The 14,318-nt window shown below is 70.0% G+C and carries 16 protein-coding genes; 8 read left to right on the top strand and 8 right to left on the bottom strand.

Going from position 1 to position 14,318, the window contains the following annotated elements; all coding sequences use genetic code 11:
• The first annotated feature begins 83 nt into the window (after positions 1-83).
• Entirely contained in the window at positions 84-851 is a 768-nt protein-coding gene (locus tag CSR00_RS14255) for an MliC family protein (RefSeq protein ID WP_245906008.1), read from the top strand.
• On the opposite strand, the gene rarD is transcribed toward CSR00_RS14255, so the two are convergent.
• The 3 genes from rarD to lspA are packed head-to-tail and all read right to left on the bottom strand — an operon-like array spanning position 818 to position 3,500.
• The gene (rarD, locus tag CSR00_RS14250; RefSeq protein WP_245906007.1) at positions 818-1,753 is read right to left on the bottom strand and encodes an EamA family transporter RarD; all 936 of its coding nucleotides are present in this window, start codon (positions 1,751-1,753) and stop codon (positions 818-820) included. The two genes, CSR00_RS14255 and rarD, sit on opposite strands and share 34 nt — an antisense overlap.
• On the bottom strand, positions 1,750-2,679 hold the full coding sequence (locus tag CSR00_RS14245; RefSeq protein WP_099023063.1) for an RluA family pseudouridine synthase: 930 nt from the start codon (positions 2,677-2,679) through the stop codon (positions 1,750-1,752). The genes rarD and CSR00_RS14245 overlap by 4 nt, the downstream gene beginning before the upstream one ends.
• Complete coding sequence (gene lspA, locus CSR00_RS14240) at positions 2,679-3,500, bottom strand: signal peptidase II (protein WP_407662443.1); 822 nt, start codon at positions 3,498-3,500, stop codon at positions 2,679-2,681. Before lspA ends, CSR00_RS14245 begins: the two co-directional genes overlap by 1 nt.
• Before the next feature lie 54 nt (positions 3,501-3,554).
• On the opposite strand from lspA, the gene CSR00_RS14235 reads away from it, so the two are divergent.
• Positions 3,555-4,499: an asparaginase gene (locus tag CSR00_RS14235; RefSeq protein ID WP_099023062.1), complete on the top strand. Its 945-nt coding sequence runs from the start codon at positions 3,555-3,557 to the stop codon at positions 4,497-4,499.
• Here CSR00_RS14235 and CSR00_RS14230 read toward each other — a convergent pair.
• Positions 4,465-4,899, bottom strand: a complete 435-nt coding sequence (locus CSR00_RS14230) for a MerR family transcriptional regulator (RefSeq protein ID WP_176562060.1) — start codon at positions 4,897-4,899, stop codon at positions 4,465-4,467. The two genes, CSR00_RS14235 and CSR00_RS14230, sit on opposite strands and share 35 nt — an antisense overlap.
• A gap of 108 nt (positions 4,900-5,007) precedes the next feature.
• Between CSR00_RS14230 and CSR00_RS14225 the strand changes: the two genes are divergently transcribed.
• Complete coding sequence (locus CSR00_RS14225; RefSeq protein WP_099023060.1) at positions 5,008-5,562, top strand: PPOX class F420-dependent oxidoreductase; 555 nt, start codon at positions 5,008-5,010, stop codon at positions 5,560-5,562.
• On the opposite strand, the gene CSR00_RS14220 is transcribed toward CSR00_RS14225, so the two are convergent.
• A complete protein-coding gene (locus CSR00_RS14220) occupies positions 5,523-6,851 on the bottom strand; it encodes a DNA polymerase IV (protein WP_099023101.1) in 1,329 nt (442 codons plus the stop codon). The two genes, CSR00_RS14225 and CSR00_RS14220, sit on opposite strands and share 40 nt — an antisense overlap.
• Before the next feature lie 60 nt (positions 6,852-6,911).
• Between CSR00_RS14220 and CSR00_RS14215 the strand changes: the two genes are divergently transcribed.
• A complete protein-coding gene (locus CSR00_RS14215) occupies positions 6,912-7,124 on the top strand; it encodes an RNA-binding S4 domain-containing protein (RefSeq protein WP_099023059.1) in 213 nt (70 codons plus the stop codon).
• Positions 7,125-7,131: 7 nt separating this feature from the next.
• Here CSR00_RS14215 and ileS read toward each other — a convergent pair whose 3' ends face one another.
• Both ileS and CSR00_RS14205 read right to left on the bottom strand, forming a co-directional pair.
• Positions 7,132-10,299, bottom strand: a complete 3,168-nt coding sequence (gene ileS, locus CSR00_RS14210) for an isoleucine--tRNA ligase (protein WP_099023058.1) — start codon at positions 10,297-10,299, stop codon at positions 7,132-7,134.
• 270 nt (positions 10,300-10,569) lie between these two features.
• Entirely contained in the window at positions 10,570-11,175 is a 606-nt protein-coding gene (locus CSR00_RS14205) for a hypothetical protein (RefSeq protein ID WP_141564359.1), read from the bottom strand.
• 136 nt (positions 11,176-11,311) lie between these two features.
• On the opposite strand from CSR00_RS14205, the gene CSR00_RS14200 reads away from it, so the two are divergent.
• The 4 genes from CSR00_RS14200 to CSR00_RS31020 all read left to right on the top strand — a co-directional run bounded on the left by CSR00_RS14200 (position 11,312) and on the right by CSR00_RS31020 (position 13,243).
• Positions 11,312-11,680, top strand: a complete 369-nt coding sequence (locus CSR00_RS14200) for a transcriptional regulator (RefSeq protein ID WP_099023056.1) — start codon at positions 11,312-11,314, stop codon at positions 11,678-11,680.
• 61 nt (positions 11,681-11,741) lie between these two features.
• The gene (locus tag CSR00_RS14195) at positions 11,742-12,479 is read left to right on the top strand and encodes a hypothetical protein (RefSeq protein WP_099023055.1); all 738 of its coding nucleotides are present in this window, start codon (positions 11,742-11,744) and stop codon (positions 12,477-12,479) included.
• A 25-nt stretch (positions 12,480-12,504) separates the two neighbouring features.
• Positions 12,505-12,906 (top strand): YidH family protein, encoded by a 402-nt coding sequence (locus CSR00_RS14190; RefSeq protein ID WP_099023100.1) that lies wholly within the window; start codon positions 12,505-12,507, stop codon positions 12,904-12,906.
• A gap of 1 nt (position 12,907) precedes the next feature.
• Positions 12,908-13,243: a DUF202 domain-containing protein gene (locus CSR00_RS31020; RefSeq protein ID WP_099023054.1), complete on the top strand. Its 336-nt coding sequence runs from the start codon at positions 12,908-12,910 to the stop codon at positions 13,241-13,243.
• Positions 13,244-13,279: 36 nt separating this feature from the next.
• On the opposite strand, the gene CSR00_RS14180 is transcribed toward CSR00_RS31020, so the two are convergent.
• Positions 13,280-14,134, bottom strand: a complete 855-nt coding sequence (locus CSR00_RS14180; protein WP_099023053.1) for an SDR family NAD(P)-dependent oxidoreductase — start codon at positions 14,132-14,134, stop codon at positions 13,280-13,282.
• Between the last annotated feature and the right edge of the window lie 184 nt (positions 14,135-14,318).

Raw genomic sequence — 14,318 nt, 5'->3', positions numbered from 1 at the left:
TGCAGAGGTTTCGGGGTGGGTCGGGCGTGTGTCGGCGTGGCGTCACCGGCGTGTCCCCGACCACCACGTGGTACCCAGGAGCGATGCGGGATGTGCGAGCGGCGACGAGGATCACGGCGACCTGCGCGGTGGTGCTGATGGGACTGGCGGCCTGCGCCCCGAACGAACCCGGCACCGCAACACCGAACACATCCGCGAGCACGTCCACGAGCACGTCCACCGTGACCACGGTGACACCGACGGCGACCACCACCAGCGCCGTGGCCGGCGCCTCCGGTCCGTCCTTCGACTGCGCCACCGCGGCCACCGACGTCGAGAAGATGGTGTGCTCCGACCCCGCGCTCGCCTCGCTGGACCGTCGGCTGGCCGCCGAGTACGCCCACGCCCTCAAGACCGCCGGTGCGGACCGGGCGGCCCTTCAGAGCACCCAAGACGGCTGGGTCGCCGGGCGCGACGAGTGCGGGAAGGCCGGCCGCAACGCCGGCCGGACCGCCGAAGACATGCACCGCTGCCTTGTGGAGGCTTACCAGACCCGGCTGGTCGAGCTCAAGATCGACGATCCCGACACCGTGAGACCGCCGACGATCACGTACTCCTGTCCGGGGCAGCAGACCCTGACGGCCCGGTTCTACAACCAGTTCGATCCGCCGGCCGCCGTGCTGACCCACGGAACAGACAGCGACACCGACACCGACACCGACACCGAGACCGAGACCGAGACGGCGATCGTGTTCATCGAGCGCTCGGGCAGCGGCGCGCGCTACGGCCGTACCGGCGTGGAGTACTGGGAGCACCAGGGCGAGGTCACCGTCGACTTCTACGGTGACACGTTCGTCTGCCGCACCCCCTGATCGGCGGGGCGCCGGGTCGGGCCCGCCGATCTGGCGGCCCGGCCGCGCAGGGTTCCGATGGTGAGCACCAGCAGCGACAGCCAGATGAGCGCGAATCCGAGCCAGCGGCCCGCCGGCATCGGTTCGTGCCCCACGACGATGCCCCACACCATCTGCAGGCCCGGGTTCAGGTAGAACAGCAGGCCCATCGTCACCAGCGGCAGGCGTTGCGCCGCCGCGGCGAACAACAGCAGCGGGATGGCGGTCACCGGGCCGGCCAGCAGCAGCAGCAGCGCGTGGACGGTACCGCTGTTGACGAAGTGGCCGACCCCGAGAACGTGCAGGGTCACCAGATAGCCACCGGCCACCGGCAGCGCCAGCAGGGTCTCCACCGCGACGCTGACCCGGGGATCGGCACTGACCACCTTCTTGACCGAGCCGTAGACGCCGAACGACAGCGCCAGCACGATCGCGACGAGCGGCAGACCGCCGGCCTCGGCCGCCAGCAGCGCCACGGCGGACACCGCGATCGTCAGCGCGGCCAGCTGCCAGCGCCCGATCCGCTCACGAAACACCAGCACACCCAGCGCAACGCTGACCAGCGGGTTGATGAAGTAGCCGAGCGCCGCGTCGACGACGTGACCATGGGTGACCGCGAAGATGTAGGTGCCCCAGTTGATCGAGATCAGCACCGACGCCGCCGCCAACTGCAGCCAGGTGCGCCGCGACAACCGGGCCAGATCTCCGATGCGGCGCATCGCGACGAGCATGAGCACCAGGAACACCGCGCTCCACACGATCCGGTGCGCCAGCACCTCCAGCGACCCGGCCGGCAGGAGCAGCGGGAAGAAACCCGGGCACAGCCCCCACCAGACGAACGCGCCGGTTCCGTACGCCAGTCCGGCGCGACGGGGCTCGATCACAATTCGTGGCGGCGCAGCACGTCCAGGGCGTGCTGCAGATCGTCCGGGTAGGGCGCGGTGATCTCCATGCGCCGTCCGTCGGCGGGGTGGGCGAAGGACAGCGAACGGGCGTGCAGCCACTGCCGCTGCAGGCCGAGCTTCTTGGCCAGCGTGGGATCCGCCCCGTAGGTCAGGTCGCCGCAGCACGGGTGGTGCAGCGCGGCGAAGTGCACGCGGATCTGGTGGGTGCGCCCGGTCTCCAGGTGCACGTCGAGCAGGCTGGCCGCCACGAACGCCTCGATGGTGTCGTAGTGGGTGACGCTGTGCCGGCCGTTCTCGGTCACCGCGAACTTCCAGTCGTGCCCGCGGTGCCGCCCGATGGGTGCGTCGATGGTGCCGCTGGACGGATCCGGATGGCCCTGTACGAGCGCGTGGTAGCGCTTGTCCACCGTGCGCTGTTTGAACGCACGCTTGAGCACGGTGTAGGCGCGCTCGGACAGCGCCACGACCATCACCCCGGAGGTGCCCACGTCCAGCCGGTGCACGATGCCCTGGCGTTCGTGGATGCCCGACGTGCTGATGCGGAACCCCGCGGCGGCCAGCCCGCCCAGCACGGTGGGCCCGCGCCACCCGACGCCCGCGTGCGCGGCCACGCCGGGGGGCTTGTCGACGGCCACCAGGTCCTCGTCGGAGTACAGGATGGTCATGCCCTCGATGTCGACCGGAGTGTTCTCGACGGGCGCGGGCGCCTCCGGCAGCCGTACATCGAGCCATGCCCCGGCGCTGAGCCGATCCGATTTCCCGACGGGCACGCCGTCGAGGTCGACCCCGCCCTCCTCGGCCAGCGTGGCAGCCGCCGTCCGTGACAGGCCCAGCAGCCGCGCCAGCCCCGCGTCGACCCGCATCCCGGCCAGCCCCTCCGGGACCGGCATCGACCGATCGGTCATCACTCCGGCCCGGGCTCGGGCAGGCCCGCGCCGACCGAATCGTCCGGCCGGCTCCCGCCGACCGAATCGTCGGGCCGGCCCGCGCCGACCGAATCGTCGGGCCGGCCCGCGCCGACCGTGTCACCGGGCCCGCCGGCGGGGGGTGCGTCGCCGGATCCGCGACGGCCGACCGTGTCGAAATCGAACCCGAACAACGACAGCACCACCAGCAGGATCGCACCACCGACCACCGCCGGATCGGCCACGTTGAACACCGGCCACCAGCCCACCGACAGGAAATCGACCACATGGCCGCGAAGGGGGCCGGGCGACCGGAAGAACCGGTCCATCAGATTGCCCAGCGCGCCACCCAGGATCATGCCCAGACCGATCGCCCACCAGGGCGACACCAGCCGGCGCCCCATCCACACAATGCCGATGACGACGCCGGTCGCGATCAGCGTCAGCACCCACGTGTAGCCGGTGGCCATCGAGAACGCCGCCCCCGAGTTGCGCACCAATGTCCAGGTGACGGTGTCTCCGATGATCGACACCGGCTGCCCCGGGGTCAGCAGCCTCACCGCCAGCACCTTCGTGACGACGTCGAGCAGCAGCACCACCGCCGCCACCGACAGCAGCAGGCGAATCCGCTTCCGCGGCGCGGCCGGCGCCTCCGGGACGTCCGGGCCGGCCCCCGCGGCGGCGTCGGCGGCGTCGGCCTCGCTGACCGACTCGCTGACCGGCTGCCCGGCCGGCTTCTCGACCGACCCCTTTTCGCCCTGCTCGGCCTCCTTCTCGGCCGCGGTCACCGGCTCGCGCGAACCGGGCTTCTCGTCACTCACCCCTCCATCATCCCTCAGCCCACGGGCGGATCCCGCGTCAGGCATGATCTGGCCATGCCGCGCCTCGTCGTCATCGCCACCGGCGGAACGATCTCGACCAGCACCGACAGCGACGGCGTCAAACGGCCGACCCACAGCGGCGCCGACCTTGTGGGGGCCGCCTTGGCGGATTCGCAGCTCATCACGGTGGAGCTGATGGCCGTCGACAGTTCCGAGCTGACCCCCGCCGATTGGGACGCGATGGCCGCCGCGATCACCGACGCGACCGCCGACGGCGCCGACGGGATCGTGATCACCCACGGCACCGACACCCTGGAGGAGACCGCGCTGTGGCTGGAACTGACCTATGCCGGCCCGGCGCCCGTGGTGCTGACCGGCGCCATGCGCAGCGCGGACGCCCCCGATGCGGACGGGCCGGCGAACCTGCGTGACGCCCTGGCGCTGGCCGCCGATCCCGTCGCCCGCGACCAGGGGGTGCTGGTGTGCTTCGCGGGCCGGGTGCTCGCACCGTTGGGGCTGGCCAAGGTGGCCACCGCGGACCTGACCGGGTTCGAGGCGCCCGTGCTGGGCCGGTGCGCCGACGGCCGCGCACCCGCGACGCTGGGCAAACCGGTGCGCCCTCAGCTGCCCGCCGCCTCGGCCGCCGCGGCGCCGCGCGTCGATATCGTCGCGGCCTACCCCGGCGCCGACAGCACCGCGATGGACGCCTGTGTGGCCGCCGGCGCGCGGGCCATCGTGCTCGAGGGCCTCGGATCCGGTAATGCCGGTGCCGCCGTCGTCGACGGGGTGCGGAGGCTCTGCCGCGACGGGGTGATCGTCGCGGTGTCCACCCGCGTGCCCGGCGGGCGCGTGAGCGCCGGCTACGGGCCCGGGCGGGCGCTGGCCGACGCCGGTGCCGTGGTCGTGCCCCACCTGCGTCCACCGCAGGCGCGGGTGCTCGTCATGGCGGCGCTGTCGGGCGGCGTCACCGTCGAGGAGGCGCTGGGCCGCTGGGGCTGACCGGCGTGCCGGCCGCGAGCACCTCGGGGGGCGGGGCCGTGTGAATACCGCAGCTGCAGTCGTCGATGGACGGGCAGCGGCAGGCCATCGCCCATTCGATGATCGAGCGCGCATGCCGCAGGGTCGCCATCTGCGCGTCCAGCGCAGCCAGCTTCTCGTGGGCGAGCTTCCGGGTCGCCGGGCGGCCCGGCCGGTCGTCGGAAAGCAGCAGGCGCACCTCGTCGAGGCTGAACCCGGCCGCCTTGCACAGCCCGATGATCTGCAGCCGGGTCAGCACTGACTCGTCGTAGCGGCGGCGGCCCCCCACCCGCTCGGGAGCGGGCAGCAGGCGCTCGGACTCGTAGAACCGCAGCGTGGTCGCCGGGGTTCCGGAGCGGCGGGCGACCTCGCCGATGGTCATTCCGCTGGCCACGTGGCTCTCCTCTGCTACGTCTTGCCCCCGGGGCGCTCCGGTGCATGCGGTCCGGGGCCTTGACTTCGAGTCAACTCTAAGTTCTTGGATGGTGGCATGACCACGAACACCGACGCCACCCTGGCCGCCCTGACGCCCCACCGGTATGCGCTGCTGCGCAGCTATCGATCCGACGGCAGCGCGGTGGACACCCCGATCTGGTTCCGGGTTGACGGGGACACCCTTCACGGGGACACCTTTCACCGGGACACCTTTCACCGGGACACCCTGGTCTTCCGCACCAAGGTCGGCCCGAAGACCCGTCGGCTCACCGCGAACCCCCACGTGGAACTGCGGCCGTGCGACCACCGCGGCCGAGTACTGCCCGGGGGTGCCACCGTGACCGGGCGGGCCACCATCCTGCACGGCGCCGCCGCCGAGACCGCGGACCGCGCTCTGCACGACCGCTACGGGTGGCAGTACAACATCCTGCCGCTGCTCCCGATCCCCGGCGTGGTCAACGTGCACCGCACCCTGCCGCTGCACGAGAAGATCCGCCGGGCCACCGCGCGTTCGCTCTGGCCCGACAGCGCCATCGTCGCCGTCGTCGCCATCCCCGCTCCGGGCGCCGCTCAGCCCGGCACGGCGTCCTCGCCGAGTCCCTGCACATAGTCCGACCAGTCCAGACTGTCGACCGGGTTCGCCCTGCCGATCGCGGGATCGTCGACGGCGAAGGTCCGGGCCGGACCGGGTCCCGACGACCGCGTCTCGAACCGCACCGTCATCACCCCGTGCCCGGCTCCCTGCAGCCAGCCGTGCCCCCAGTCCGGGTGCACGACGTCGTCACCGATGCGCCACCCCCCGGATTGGGGTGGTGGTGACGGCACGGGTACCGCGGTGTCCCCGAATTCGGCCTCCTGCTGCTCCAGATCCGGGAACAACGATTCCTGGCGGACGTCCGAGAGACCCGAGAAGCCCACGCCCAGAAGCCGGATGGGACCCACGCTGACCGGGTCCAGCAGCAGCCGACGGGCCGTCGAGATCAACGTGGCGGCCTCGGTGGTGGCGTAGGGCAGGGTCGCAGACCGGGTCAGCGTGGTCATGTCCGATTTCTTGAGCTTGACGGTGACCGTGCGCGCCCCGCGCCCGTCACGCATGAGCCGGCGGTGGGCGTGTTCGCCGATGGGGCCCACCGCGTCGCGGAGCTCGTCGAGGGTGGTCAGGTCGGCGGCGAACGTCGATTCCGCGCTGATCTGCTTGGCCTCGGCACGCTCGGTCACTGGACGGTCGTCGATGCCGCGGGCCAGCCGGTGCAGCGCGGGACCGATGGTGGCACCCAGGATGCTGGCGACCTCGGTGTCCGTGAGTGCGGCCAGCTGCCCGACGGTCTCGATGCCCAGCCGGTGCAGCTTGTCCTCGGCCACGGGGCCGATTCCCCACAGCCGGCGCACCGGCAGCGCCGTCAGCAGGTCCCGCTCCTCGTCGCGGCCGACCACCCGGATCCCGTCCGGTTTGGCCAGCCCGGAAGCGATCTTGGCGACCTGTTTACCCGACCCCGCGCCGACGGAGGCCACCAGGCCGGTGCTCTCCTGCACGCGCATCCGCAACCGCTGCGCGAACCCCTCCACCTCGGCCGGGGTGGCGCCGGCCAGCTCGGCGGGCTCGGCGAAGGCCTCGTCGAAGGACAACTGCTCCAGCACCGGAACGACGGTGCGGATGGTGTCGAAGACGCGCCGACTGGCCACTCCGTAGACCACCCCGCGCGGGGGCAGCACCACCGCACCCGCTCCGACCAGACGCCGCGCCTGGTGCATCGGCATCGCCGACCGGGCGCCGAAGACCCGCGACTCGTAGCTGGCCCCCGCGACCACGCCGCGGCCGCCCAGCCCGCCCACCAGCACCGGACGACCGATCAAGGTGGGGCGGGTCAACTGCTCCACGGACGCGAAGAACGCATCCATGTCCAGATGCAGGACCCAGCGCTCCACGGATCAGCATCGTATTTGGCTAACCTGACGAACATGGACGACGTGCCGATACGCGACGAGTCGATCCGGCTGGGGCAGTTTCTCAAGCTGGCCGGGTTGATCGACAGCGGCGCCGACGCGAAGGCGGTCATCGCCGAGGGCCTGGTGACGGTCAACGGCGAGGCCGAGTCGCGCCGGGGCCGTCAGCTGCACCCCGGCGACACCGTCTCCCTGCAGGGCCGCGCGGCACGGGTGGCCGGCGGCTGACGCCGGGTCAGGCCTTGGCGATCGCCACCCGCACGCCGTCGCCGATCTCGGTGGCCGTCTCCGGCTCGCCGAACTCGAACGTGGTGGCCAGGATCTCGCCGGCCATCAGGTCCCGGTGGTCCTGCGCCCACTGTCGTGCGGCTTCCGGGACCGCCATCACCACCGAGATCCGGTCGGATACGTCGAGCCCGCTGGATTTGCGCAGGTCCTGCAGTTCCCGGATGCGGTCCTTGGCCCACCCCTCGGCTTCCAGCTCGGGCGTCACAGTGCCGTCGAGCACCACCAGGCCCGCACCGTCGGGTAGCGCAGCCGTCCATTCGGGCTCGGCGGCAACGAGTTTGGAGCTGTACTCCTGCTCCAGCAGGGTCGCCGGGCCGGCACTCAGTGTGCCGTCGGCGTTCACCACGCCCTGTCCGGCCTTGACCGCCTTGATCGCGGCCTGCACGTCCTTGCCGAGTCGCGGTCCGGCCACCCGGGCGTTCACGGTCAGCTCGAACCGCCCGTAGGCGGCGATGTCGTCGGTCAGTTCGACCGCCTTGACGTTCAGCTCATCGGCGATCAGGTCGGTGAACGGCCGCAGCTGCCCGGGGTTGTCCACGGCGACGGTCAGTCTGGGCAGCGGCAGCCGCACCCGCAGCTTCTTGGCCTTGCGCAGCGAGGAGCCCACCGAACAGACCTCCCTGACCCGGTCCATCGCCTCCACCAGCTCGGGGTCCGCCGGCGCGACCCCCTCGGCCGGCCAGTCGGTCAGGTGCACAGAGCGCTCACCCGTCAGGCCGCGCCAGATCACCTCGGTGGCCAGCGGCAACAACGGCGCCGCCAGCCTGGTCGTCACCTCCAGCACCGTGTGCAGGGTGTCGATCGCATCGGGATCCTCGTCCCAGAACCGGCTGCGGGAACGGCGCACATACCAGTTGGTCAGGGCCTCGGTGAACTGCCGCAACCGTTCACAGGCCCCGGAGATGTCGCAGACGTCCATCGCGGCGGTCAGCTCGTCGCGCAGTTCGGCAAGCTTGGCCAGGATGTAGCGGTCCAGTACGTGCCGCGAATCCGTCCGCCAGACACCGACTTTGGGTGCGTACAGGCTCAGGAAGCTATAGGCGTTCCACAGCGGCAGCAGCACCTGCCGGACGCCCTCGCGGATGCCCTGTTCGGTCACGATCAGGTTTCCGCCCCGCAGGATCGGCGAGGCCATCAGGAACCAGCGCATCGCATCGGAGCCGTCGCGGTCGAACACCTCGCTGACATCGGGATAGTTGCGCAGCGACTTGCTCATCTTCTGGCCGTCGTTGCCGAGCACGATCCCGTGCGAGACACACGTCTTGAAGGCGGGCTTGTCGAAGAGCGCGGTGGCCAACACGTGCAGTGTGTAGAACCAGCCCCGCGTCTGCCCGATGTATTCCACGATGAAATCGCCCGGGAAGTGCGCCTCTTCGGGTGGACCGTCGGCGTGGGCGTGCTGGGAACCGAGGAACCAGTCGGCGTTCTCGAAGGGATAGTGCACCTGCGCATACGGCATCGAGCCGGAGTCGAACCAGACGTCGAACACGTCCTCGATGCGGCGCATCGTGGACCGGCCGGTGGGGTCGTCGGGATTGGGGCGGGTCAGCTCGTCGATGAACGGCCGGTGCAGATTGTCCGGGCGGACCCCGAAATCGCGTTCGAGTTCGTCCAGGCTGCCGTAGACGTCGATGCGTGGATACGCCGGATCGTCGGACTTCCACACCGGAATAGGGCTGCCCCAGTAGCGGTTCCGCGAGATCGACCAGTCGCGCGCGCCGGCCAGCCACTTGCCGAACTGGCCGTCCTTGACGTGCTCGGGATACCAGGTGATCTGCTGATTGAGTTCCACCATCCGGTCGCGGAACTGGCTGACCTTGATGAACCAGGACGACACCGCACGGTAGATCAGCGGATTGCGGCAGCGCCAGCAGTGCGGATACGCGTGGTCATAGGTCTCGTGCCGCAACAGCACCGCCCCGTTGACCGCCGCCGAGCCGGTGCCGTTCTTCAGATCCCGGATGATCTGCGGATTGGCGTCGAACACATGCTGATTGCGGTAGTCCACGACGGTCGCGTCGAAGCGGCCCTTGGAGTCGACCGGCGTCACCGGGACGATGCCCACGGTATCGGTGGTCGCCTTGTCGTCCTCGCCGTAGGCCGGCGCCATGTGCACGATCCCGGTGCCGTCCTCGGTGGTGACGAAGTCGCCCTGCAGCACCTGGAAGGCGTTGCGGGCGCCCTCACCGTCGGTGAAGTAAGGGAAGGGCGGCAGATAGCGCACACCGAGCAGCTCGGCGCCGGTGTAGGTGCCCAGGATCTCGGGCTCCTCCCCCAGCTCCCGGGCGTAGGCGCCCAGCCGCGCCTGCGCGAGCAGGAAGCGCCTGTCGTCCGGACCGGCCACCAGGACGTAGCTCACCTCCGGATGGACCGCGACCGCCTGGTTCGACGGCAGGGTCCACGGAGTCGTCGTCCACACCAGCAGATGTGCACCGGCCAGTGCGCCCGGCGCCTCGGAGGCGATCGTGAACCCGACGGTGATCGCGGGGTCCTGGCGGCTCTGATAGACGTCGTCGTCCATGCGCAGCTCGTGGCTGGACAGCGGGGTCTCGTCGTTCCAGCAGTACGGCAGCACCCGCACGCCCTCGTAGGCCAGGCCCTTGTCCCACAGCTGTTTGAACGCCCAGATCACCGACTCCATGAAGGGCAGGTCGAGCGTCTTGTAGTCGTTGTCGAAGTCCACCCAGCGGGCCTGGCGGGTGACGTAGTCCCGCCACTCCTCGGTGTACTTGAGCACCGAGGCGCGACAGGCGTCGTTGAACTTCTCGATGCCCATCTCCTCGATCTGGGACTTGTCGGTGATCCCGAGCTGGCGCTGCACCTCCAGCTCGGCGGGCAGCCCGTGGGTGTCCCAGCCGAAACGCCGCTCCACCTTGTAGCCGCGCATGGTCCGGTAGCGCGGCACGATGTCCTTGACGTAGCCGGTGAGCAGATGACCGTAGTGCGGCAGGCCGTTGGCGAACGGTGGCCCGTCGTAGAAGACGTACTCGGGGGCTCCGTCACGCCGGTCGACGCTGGCGCGGAAGGTGTCGTCGTCGGCCCAGTAGTCGAGCACTTCGGCTTCCAGCGCCGGGAAGTCGGGCGAGCCGCCGGACGGCTTGGGGTAGGTGGTCACGTCTCTCCTGTGCCCAGGTGTCTGCCCGGGTGTCACTGAGGCACGGGGACGACGACGCGCCGGTGCGCGAACGCCGCGGTACCACCCCGCTTGCACACGCCGTGGCGTGGCCGCTCGATTTCGGGCTGTGACGGGCCCATCCGTTCGGTTCTACTGGGCCACGGTGAGGACCCGTGGCCGTTCTTCCGAAGGCTCCCCGGTGATGGCCGGATCGACGCCGCTGACATGCGATATTACTCGGGCCCGCAAGTCGGGTAGCGCCCCGGAGGGTCAGATCGCCGCGGGGACCGTCCGATTCGGCGGGACCGCCTCGGAGGTGAGCTCGACGAGGACGAACGGGAACTGCTCACCGAACTCCTCGACGGTGGCGCGGTCGAAGCAGCGCGCGTCGAACCACCACTCCAGCTGCAGCAGGCCGTCGGCCGGATACACCCGCAGCTCCAACGGCACGCGAGGGGCGGGTGTCGGGTCGGTGGCGTTGGGGATGTAGCGCAGTGACACCGCATCCGGCGCCCCGGCCGGAATCGGTGCGGCCAGGCTGTCGCGCACCCAGGCCAGCAGCTCGGTCGCGTCGAGGACGCCGGGTCCCGCGCAACGCACCAGCACCGGCGTCGCCGAGTGGGCGCCGAGGGCGAGATCGACGGCGACGACACCGTCCCCCACGGTGCGCGAGAGTGTGCGGCCCAGCGCCGCCGAGAGCAACTCGACCGGGCTCACCTCCAGGCTCGGTAGCGCCGCGTCGAACTCGTCGGTCCACACCGAGGTCAGCGGCGCGGACACCATCGCCACCTGGTCCGGACCGGGTCGCCCGACCGCCTCGTGGTCGGTGACGCGCATCATCACGCTCGACGGGGCGACAACCGAAGGTGAGACCATGCCGTTCACGCTACCGCGGTGTCCCACAAATGGGAGATCTCTGCCAAAAGTATGACGTCGGTGTCAATTTCTGGATGGGTGCTGCCAATGCGGGCACCGCTGCCCGAGTCCGGGAATTTGCCGTTATCGTGTAGCGATGCCCAGAACCGACGAGAACGGCCGGCAACTCAAGGCGCTGCTCGACTACCTGCTCGACGGCGAACTCGACGCCAAGGCGATCTACGACGCTCTCGGGGTCTCCAGCAGCACGTACTACCGGCGCATCAAGGACCGCGACTACCCGAATGCAGAGGAGTTACGGCAGGTCGCGGACCGTTTCGGGCTCAACTGCGTCGACCTTCAGATCCGGTTCGGACTGCTGAGCCATCACGAGGTGCAGAGCTACCTCGACTCGGCGCCGTTGACGGTGCAGCCAGCAACCGATATTCGGCAGCAGTCACGCCGGCTGCAGCCCACGCGGAGGTTGCCCGATTTGGCACTTCGCGACGATGCTCCGCCGCTGTGAGTTCTACAATTCGGTGACCGTCTGACGGCATTTCTCACCGCAGTTTCCACGAAGGCGTTTTATGGCTCTCGCAACGCTCATCGCGATCACTCTCGGGTGCATTGCGTGGAGCCTGTGGATTCGGCGAGTGACGTGGAAATGCCGGTGGGAGGTGGCGGCCACCCTGAACATCGCTCTGCAGGGCGCCGCCGTGGCGTTGATGTCCCCGCTGGCCTCCGAGACCGTCGGGCGCCTGCTGCACAACCTGACCGGCAAGTGGAATCTCGAGGACTACATCGGTCACGACTGCTACATCGTGGCCGCCTCGGCGATCGTCTACAACGCCGTCGGGCGGCTGCAGGAGGACAACGCCATGCAGCGGAGGTTCAAACAACACGTCGAACGTCCCGCGACCCTGTGCATTCCGGTGCTGCTGGCGCTGTTCACCGTCGGCAACGGCGCCGCGGTCTACCGCTCGGACTTCTTCACCGTGCCCACCGACCTGTGGCTGAGCATGTACTGGCTGGTGCTCTGCGGGACGCTGGCCTACCTATTGGTGTACGGCTCGCGGGCCCTGCTCATTCTGCGCACCGATCCCCGGTCGCGCGTCGTGGCCAACATCTACCTGATCGCCTCCGTATCGGGCCTGTTCGCCTGCGCCGTGCGGATCATCACCGCGGCGGTCCCCACCCTGCAGGCGCTGCCGTCGGCCCACCTGCTGGTGTGGTTCTTCGCCTGTTCGTGCGGTGCCGGGTTCGCCCTGGCCTCCGCGCATTCCTGGCGTATCAAGACCAAGTGGTTCACCGGGGCCGGTCAGTGAGCATCCCATCGGCGAGAATGTGCTGATGGTGCCCGCGCAGAGCGACGATCCCGCAGGTAGCCCCGCCGAGGACCCGCCGGTCATCGAGGACGAGCCCGACTACCGGTTCACGCTGGCCAATGAACGCACGTTCCTGGCCTGGTTGCGCACGGCCCTGGCGCTGATCGCCGGCGGCGTGGCGCTGCTGCAGCTGGTTCCGTCCTTCGGCATCCCCGGCGTGCGCCACGGGTTGAGCGCTTTTCTGGTGGCCAGCGGCGGGGTACTGGCGGTGCTGTCGGTCCGGCGGTGGCAGCAGGTGCAGAACGCGATGCGCCGCGAGGCCGACCTCCCGCCGAACCGGATTCCGCTGCCGCTCGGTGTGGCCCTGGCCGTCGTCACGGTGCTGCTGCTCGTCTTGATGTACTTCGTGCCGGTGGGAGGCTCCTGACATGCCGCGGCCGCCGGCGGACAAACCCGGCCTGCAGATCGAACGGACCCATCTTTCCTGGGAGCGCACCGCCATCGGCATGCTGGCGATCGCGGCGATCGTGTTGTTCCATCACACGGGGCCGCTCGGCTCCGGGCGCGCGGCCCTGGCGACCCTGGCCGTTCTGCTGTCCCTGGCATGTTTCGCGGTCAGTCGCGCCCGCGGCCGGCTGACGGTGGCCACCACGGCCACCGGCCGGCCCGCGGTGCCGTCGGCCGGCGCGGCGGTACCCCTGATCGGGGGCGGCACCGCGGCACTGGCCGCGACGATCCTGATCGCACTGGTCGCTGCGCGCTGAATCCCCACCGTCGACATCAGCTGTGCGGCGGCGATATCAGCCGCTCGGCGGTGTCGGGGTCGCCGGCGGTCTCGGAGTCTGCACCTCGCGGGTGCGCTTCAGCGCGACCTTGGCCGCCGCCATCGACAGTGCCGGAGAGAGCCGCTCCAGGTACCACAGCGCCTTCCACCATCGCGGCACCACGATGATCGCCTCGTTGCGCAGCACCGCACGCAACGACCGCTCGGCGAAGTCGTCCGGGTCCATCGGCCGCAGGGCCTCCCCGAGCTTCAGCAGATCCTCGTCGCTGACACTGGTGTTACGCCCGTAGCGCCCGCCGGTCAGGATCGGGGTGCGCACCACCCCGGGACACAGCACCGACACCCGGATTCCATAGCGTTCGGCCTCCAGCCGCAACGTCTTGGACAACGCGACCACCGCATGTTTGGTGGCGGAGTAGCCGGCCTGCGCGGTCATCGTCACCAGGCCGGCCATGGACGCCGTGTTGACGATGTGGCCACTGCGCCGACTGATCATGGTCGGGTACACCGCTTGGATCCCGTGCACGACGCCGCGCAGGTTCACGTCGATGATGTCGTTCCAGTCGTCGACGGTGAACGAGTCGATTTCGCCGCCGATCCCGATACCGGCGTTGTTGAACAGATAGTCGATGCGCCCGGACTGCTCGATCGCGGTGGCCACCGCACGCTCGAAATCGGGGTAGCTGCGCACGTCGAGTTCCACGGCGTGCACGGCCGCCCCGGGGTTCGCAAGGCGTTGCGCGAGTTCCTGGGCCGGACCCAGCTGACGGTCGGCGATCCAGACTTCGGCGCCACGCTCAACGAGCTTGGTGACGAGCGAGGCCCCGATTCCGGACGCGCCACCGGTGACGAAGGCAACCTTGCCGGTCATGCTGTCGGAGACCTGTCGGGAGGACACCGGGGAAGGATAGCGACCGGCGCGGCGGCCGATGCGAGCGCCGTAGGCCGGGATTAGTCGCCGCTCCCCGAGCCACCCGAGCTGCCCCCGGATCCCCCGCTGGAGCCGCCCCTGGAGCCTCACCCCCTCTGACTCCGCCGCCGTCACTCCGTGTGAC

Source organism: Mycolicibacterium palauense, from assembly GCF_002592005.1.
Lineage (GTDB): Bacteria > Actinomycetota > Actinomycetes > Mycobacteriales > Mycobacteriaceae > Mycobacterium > Mycobacterium palauense.
Note: the sequence above shows the minus strand (reverse complement) of the source record. Positions and strands in the feature narration are given on the sequence as shown.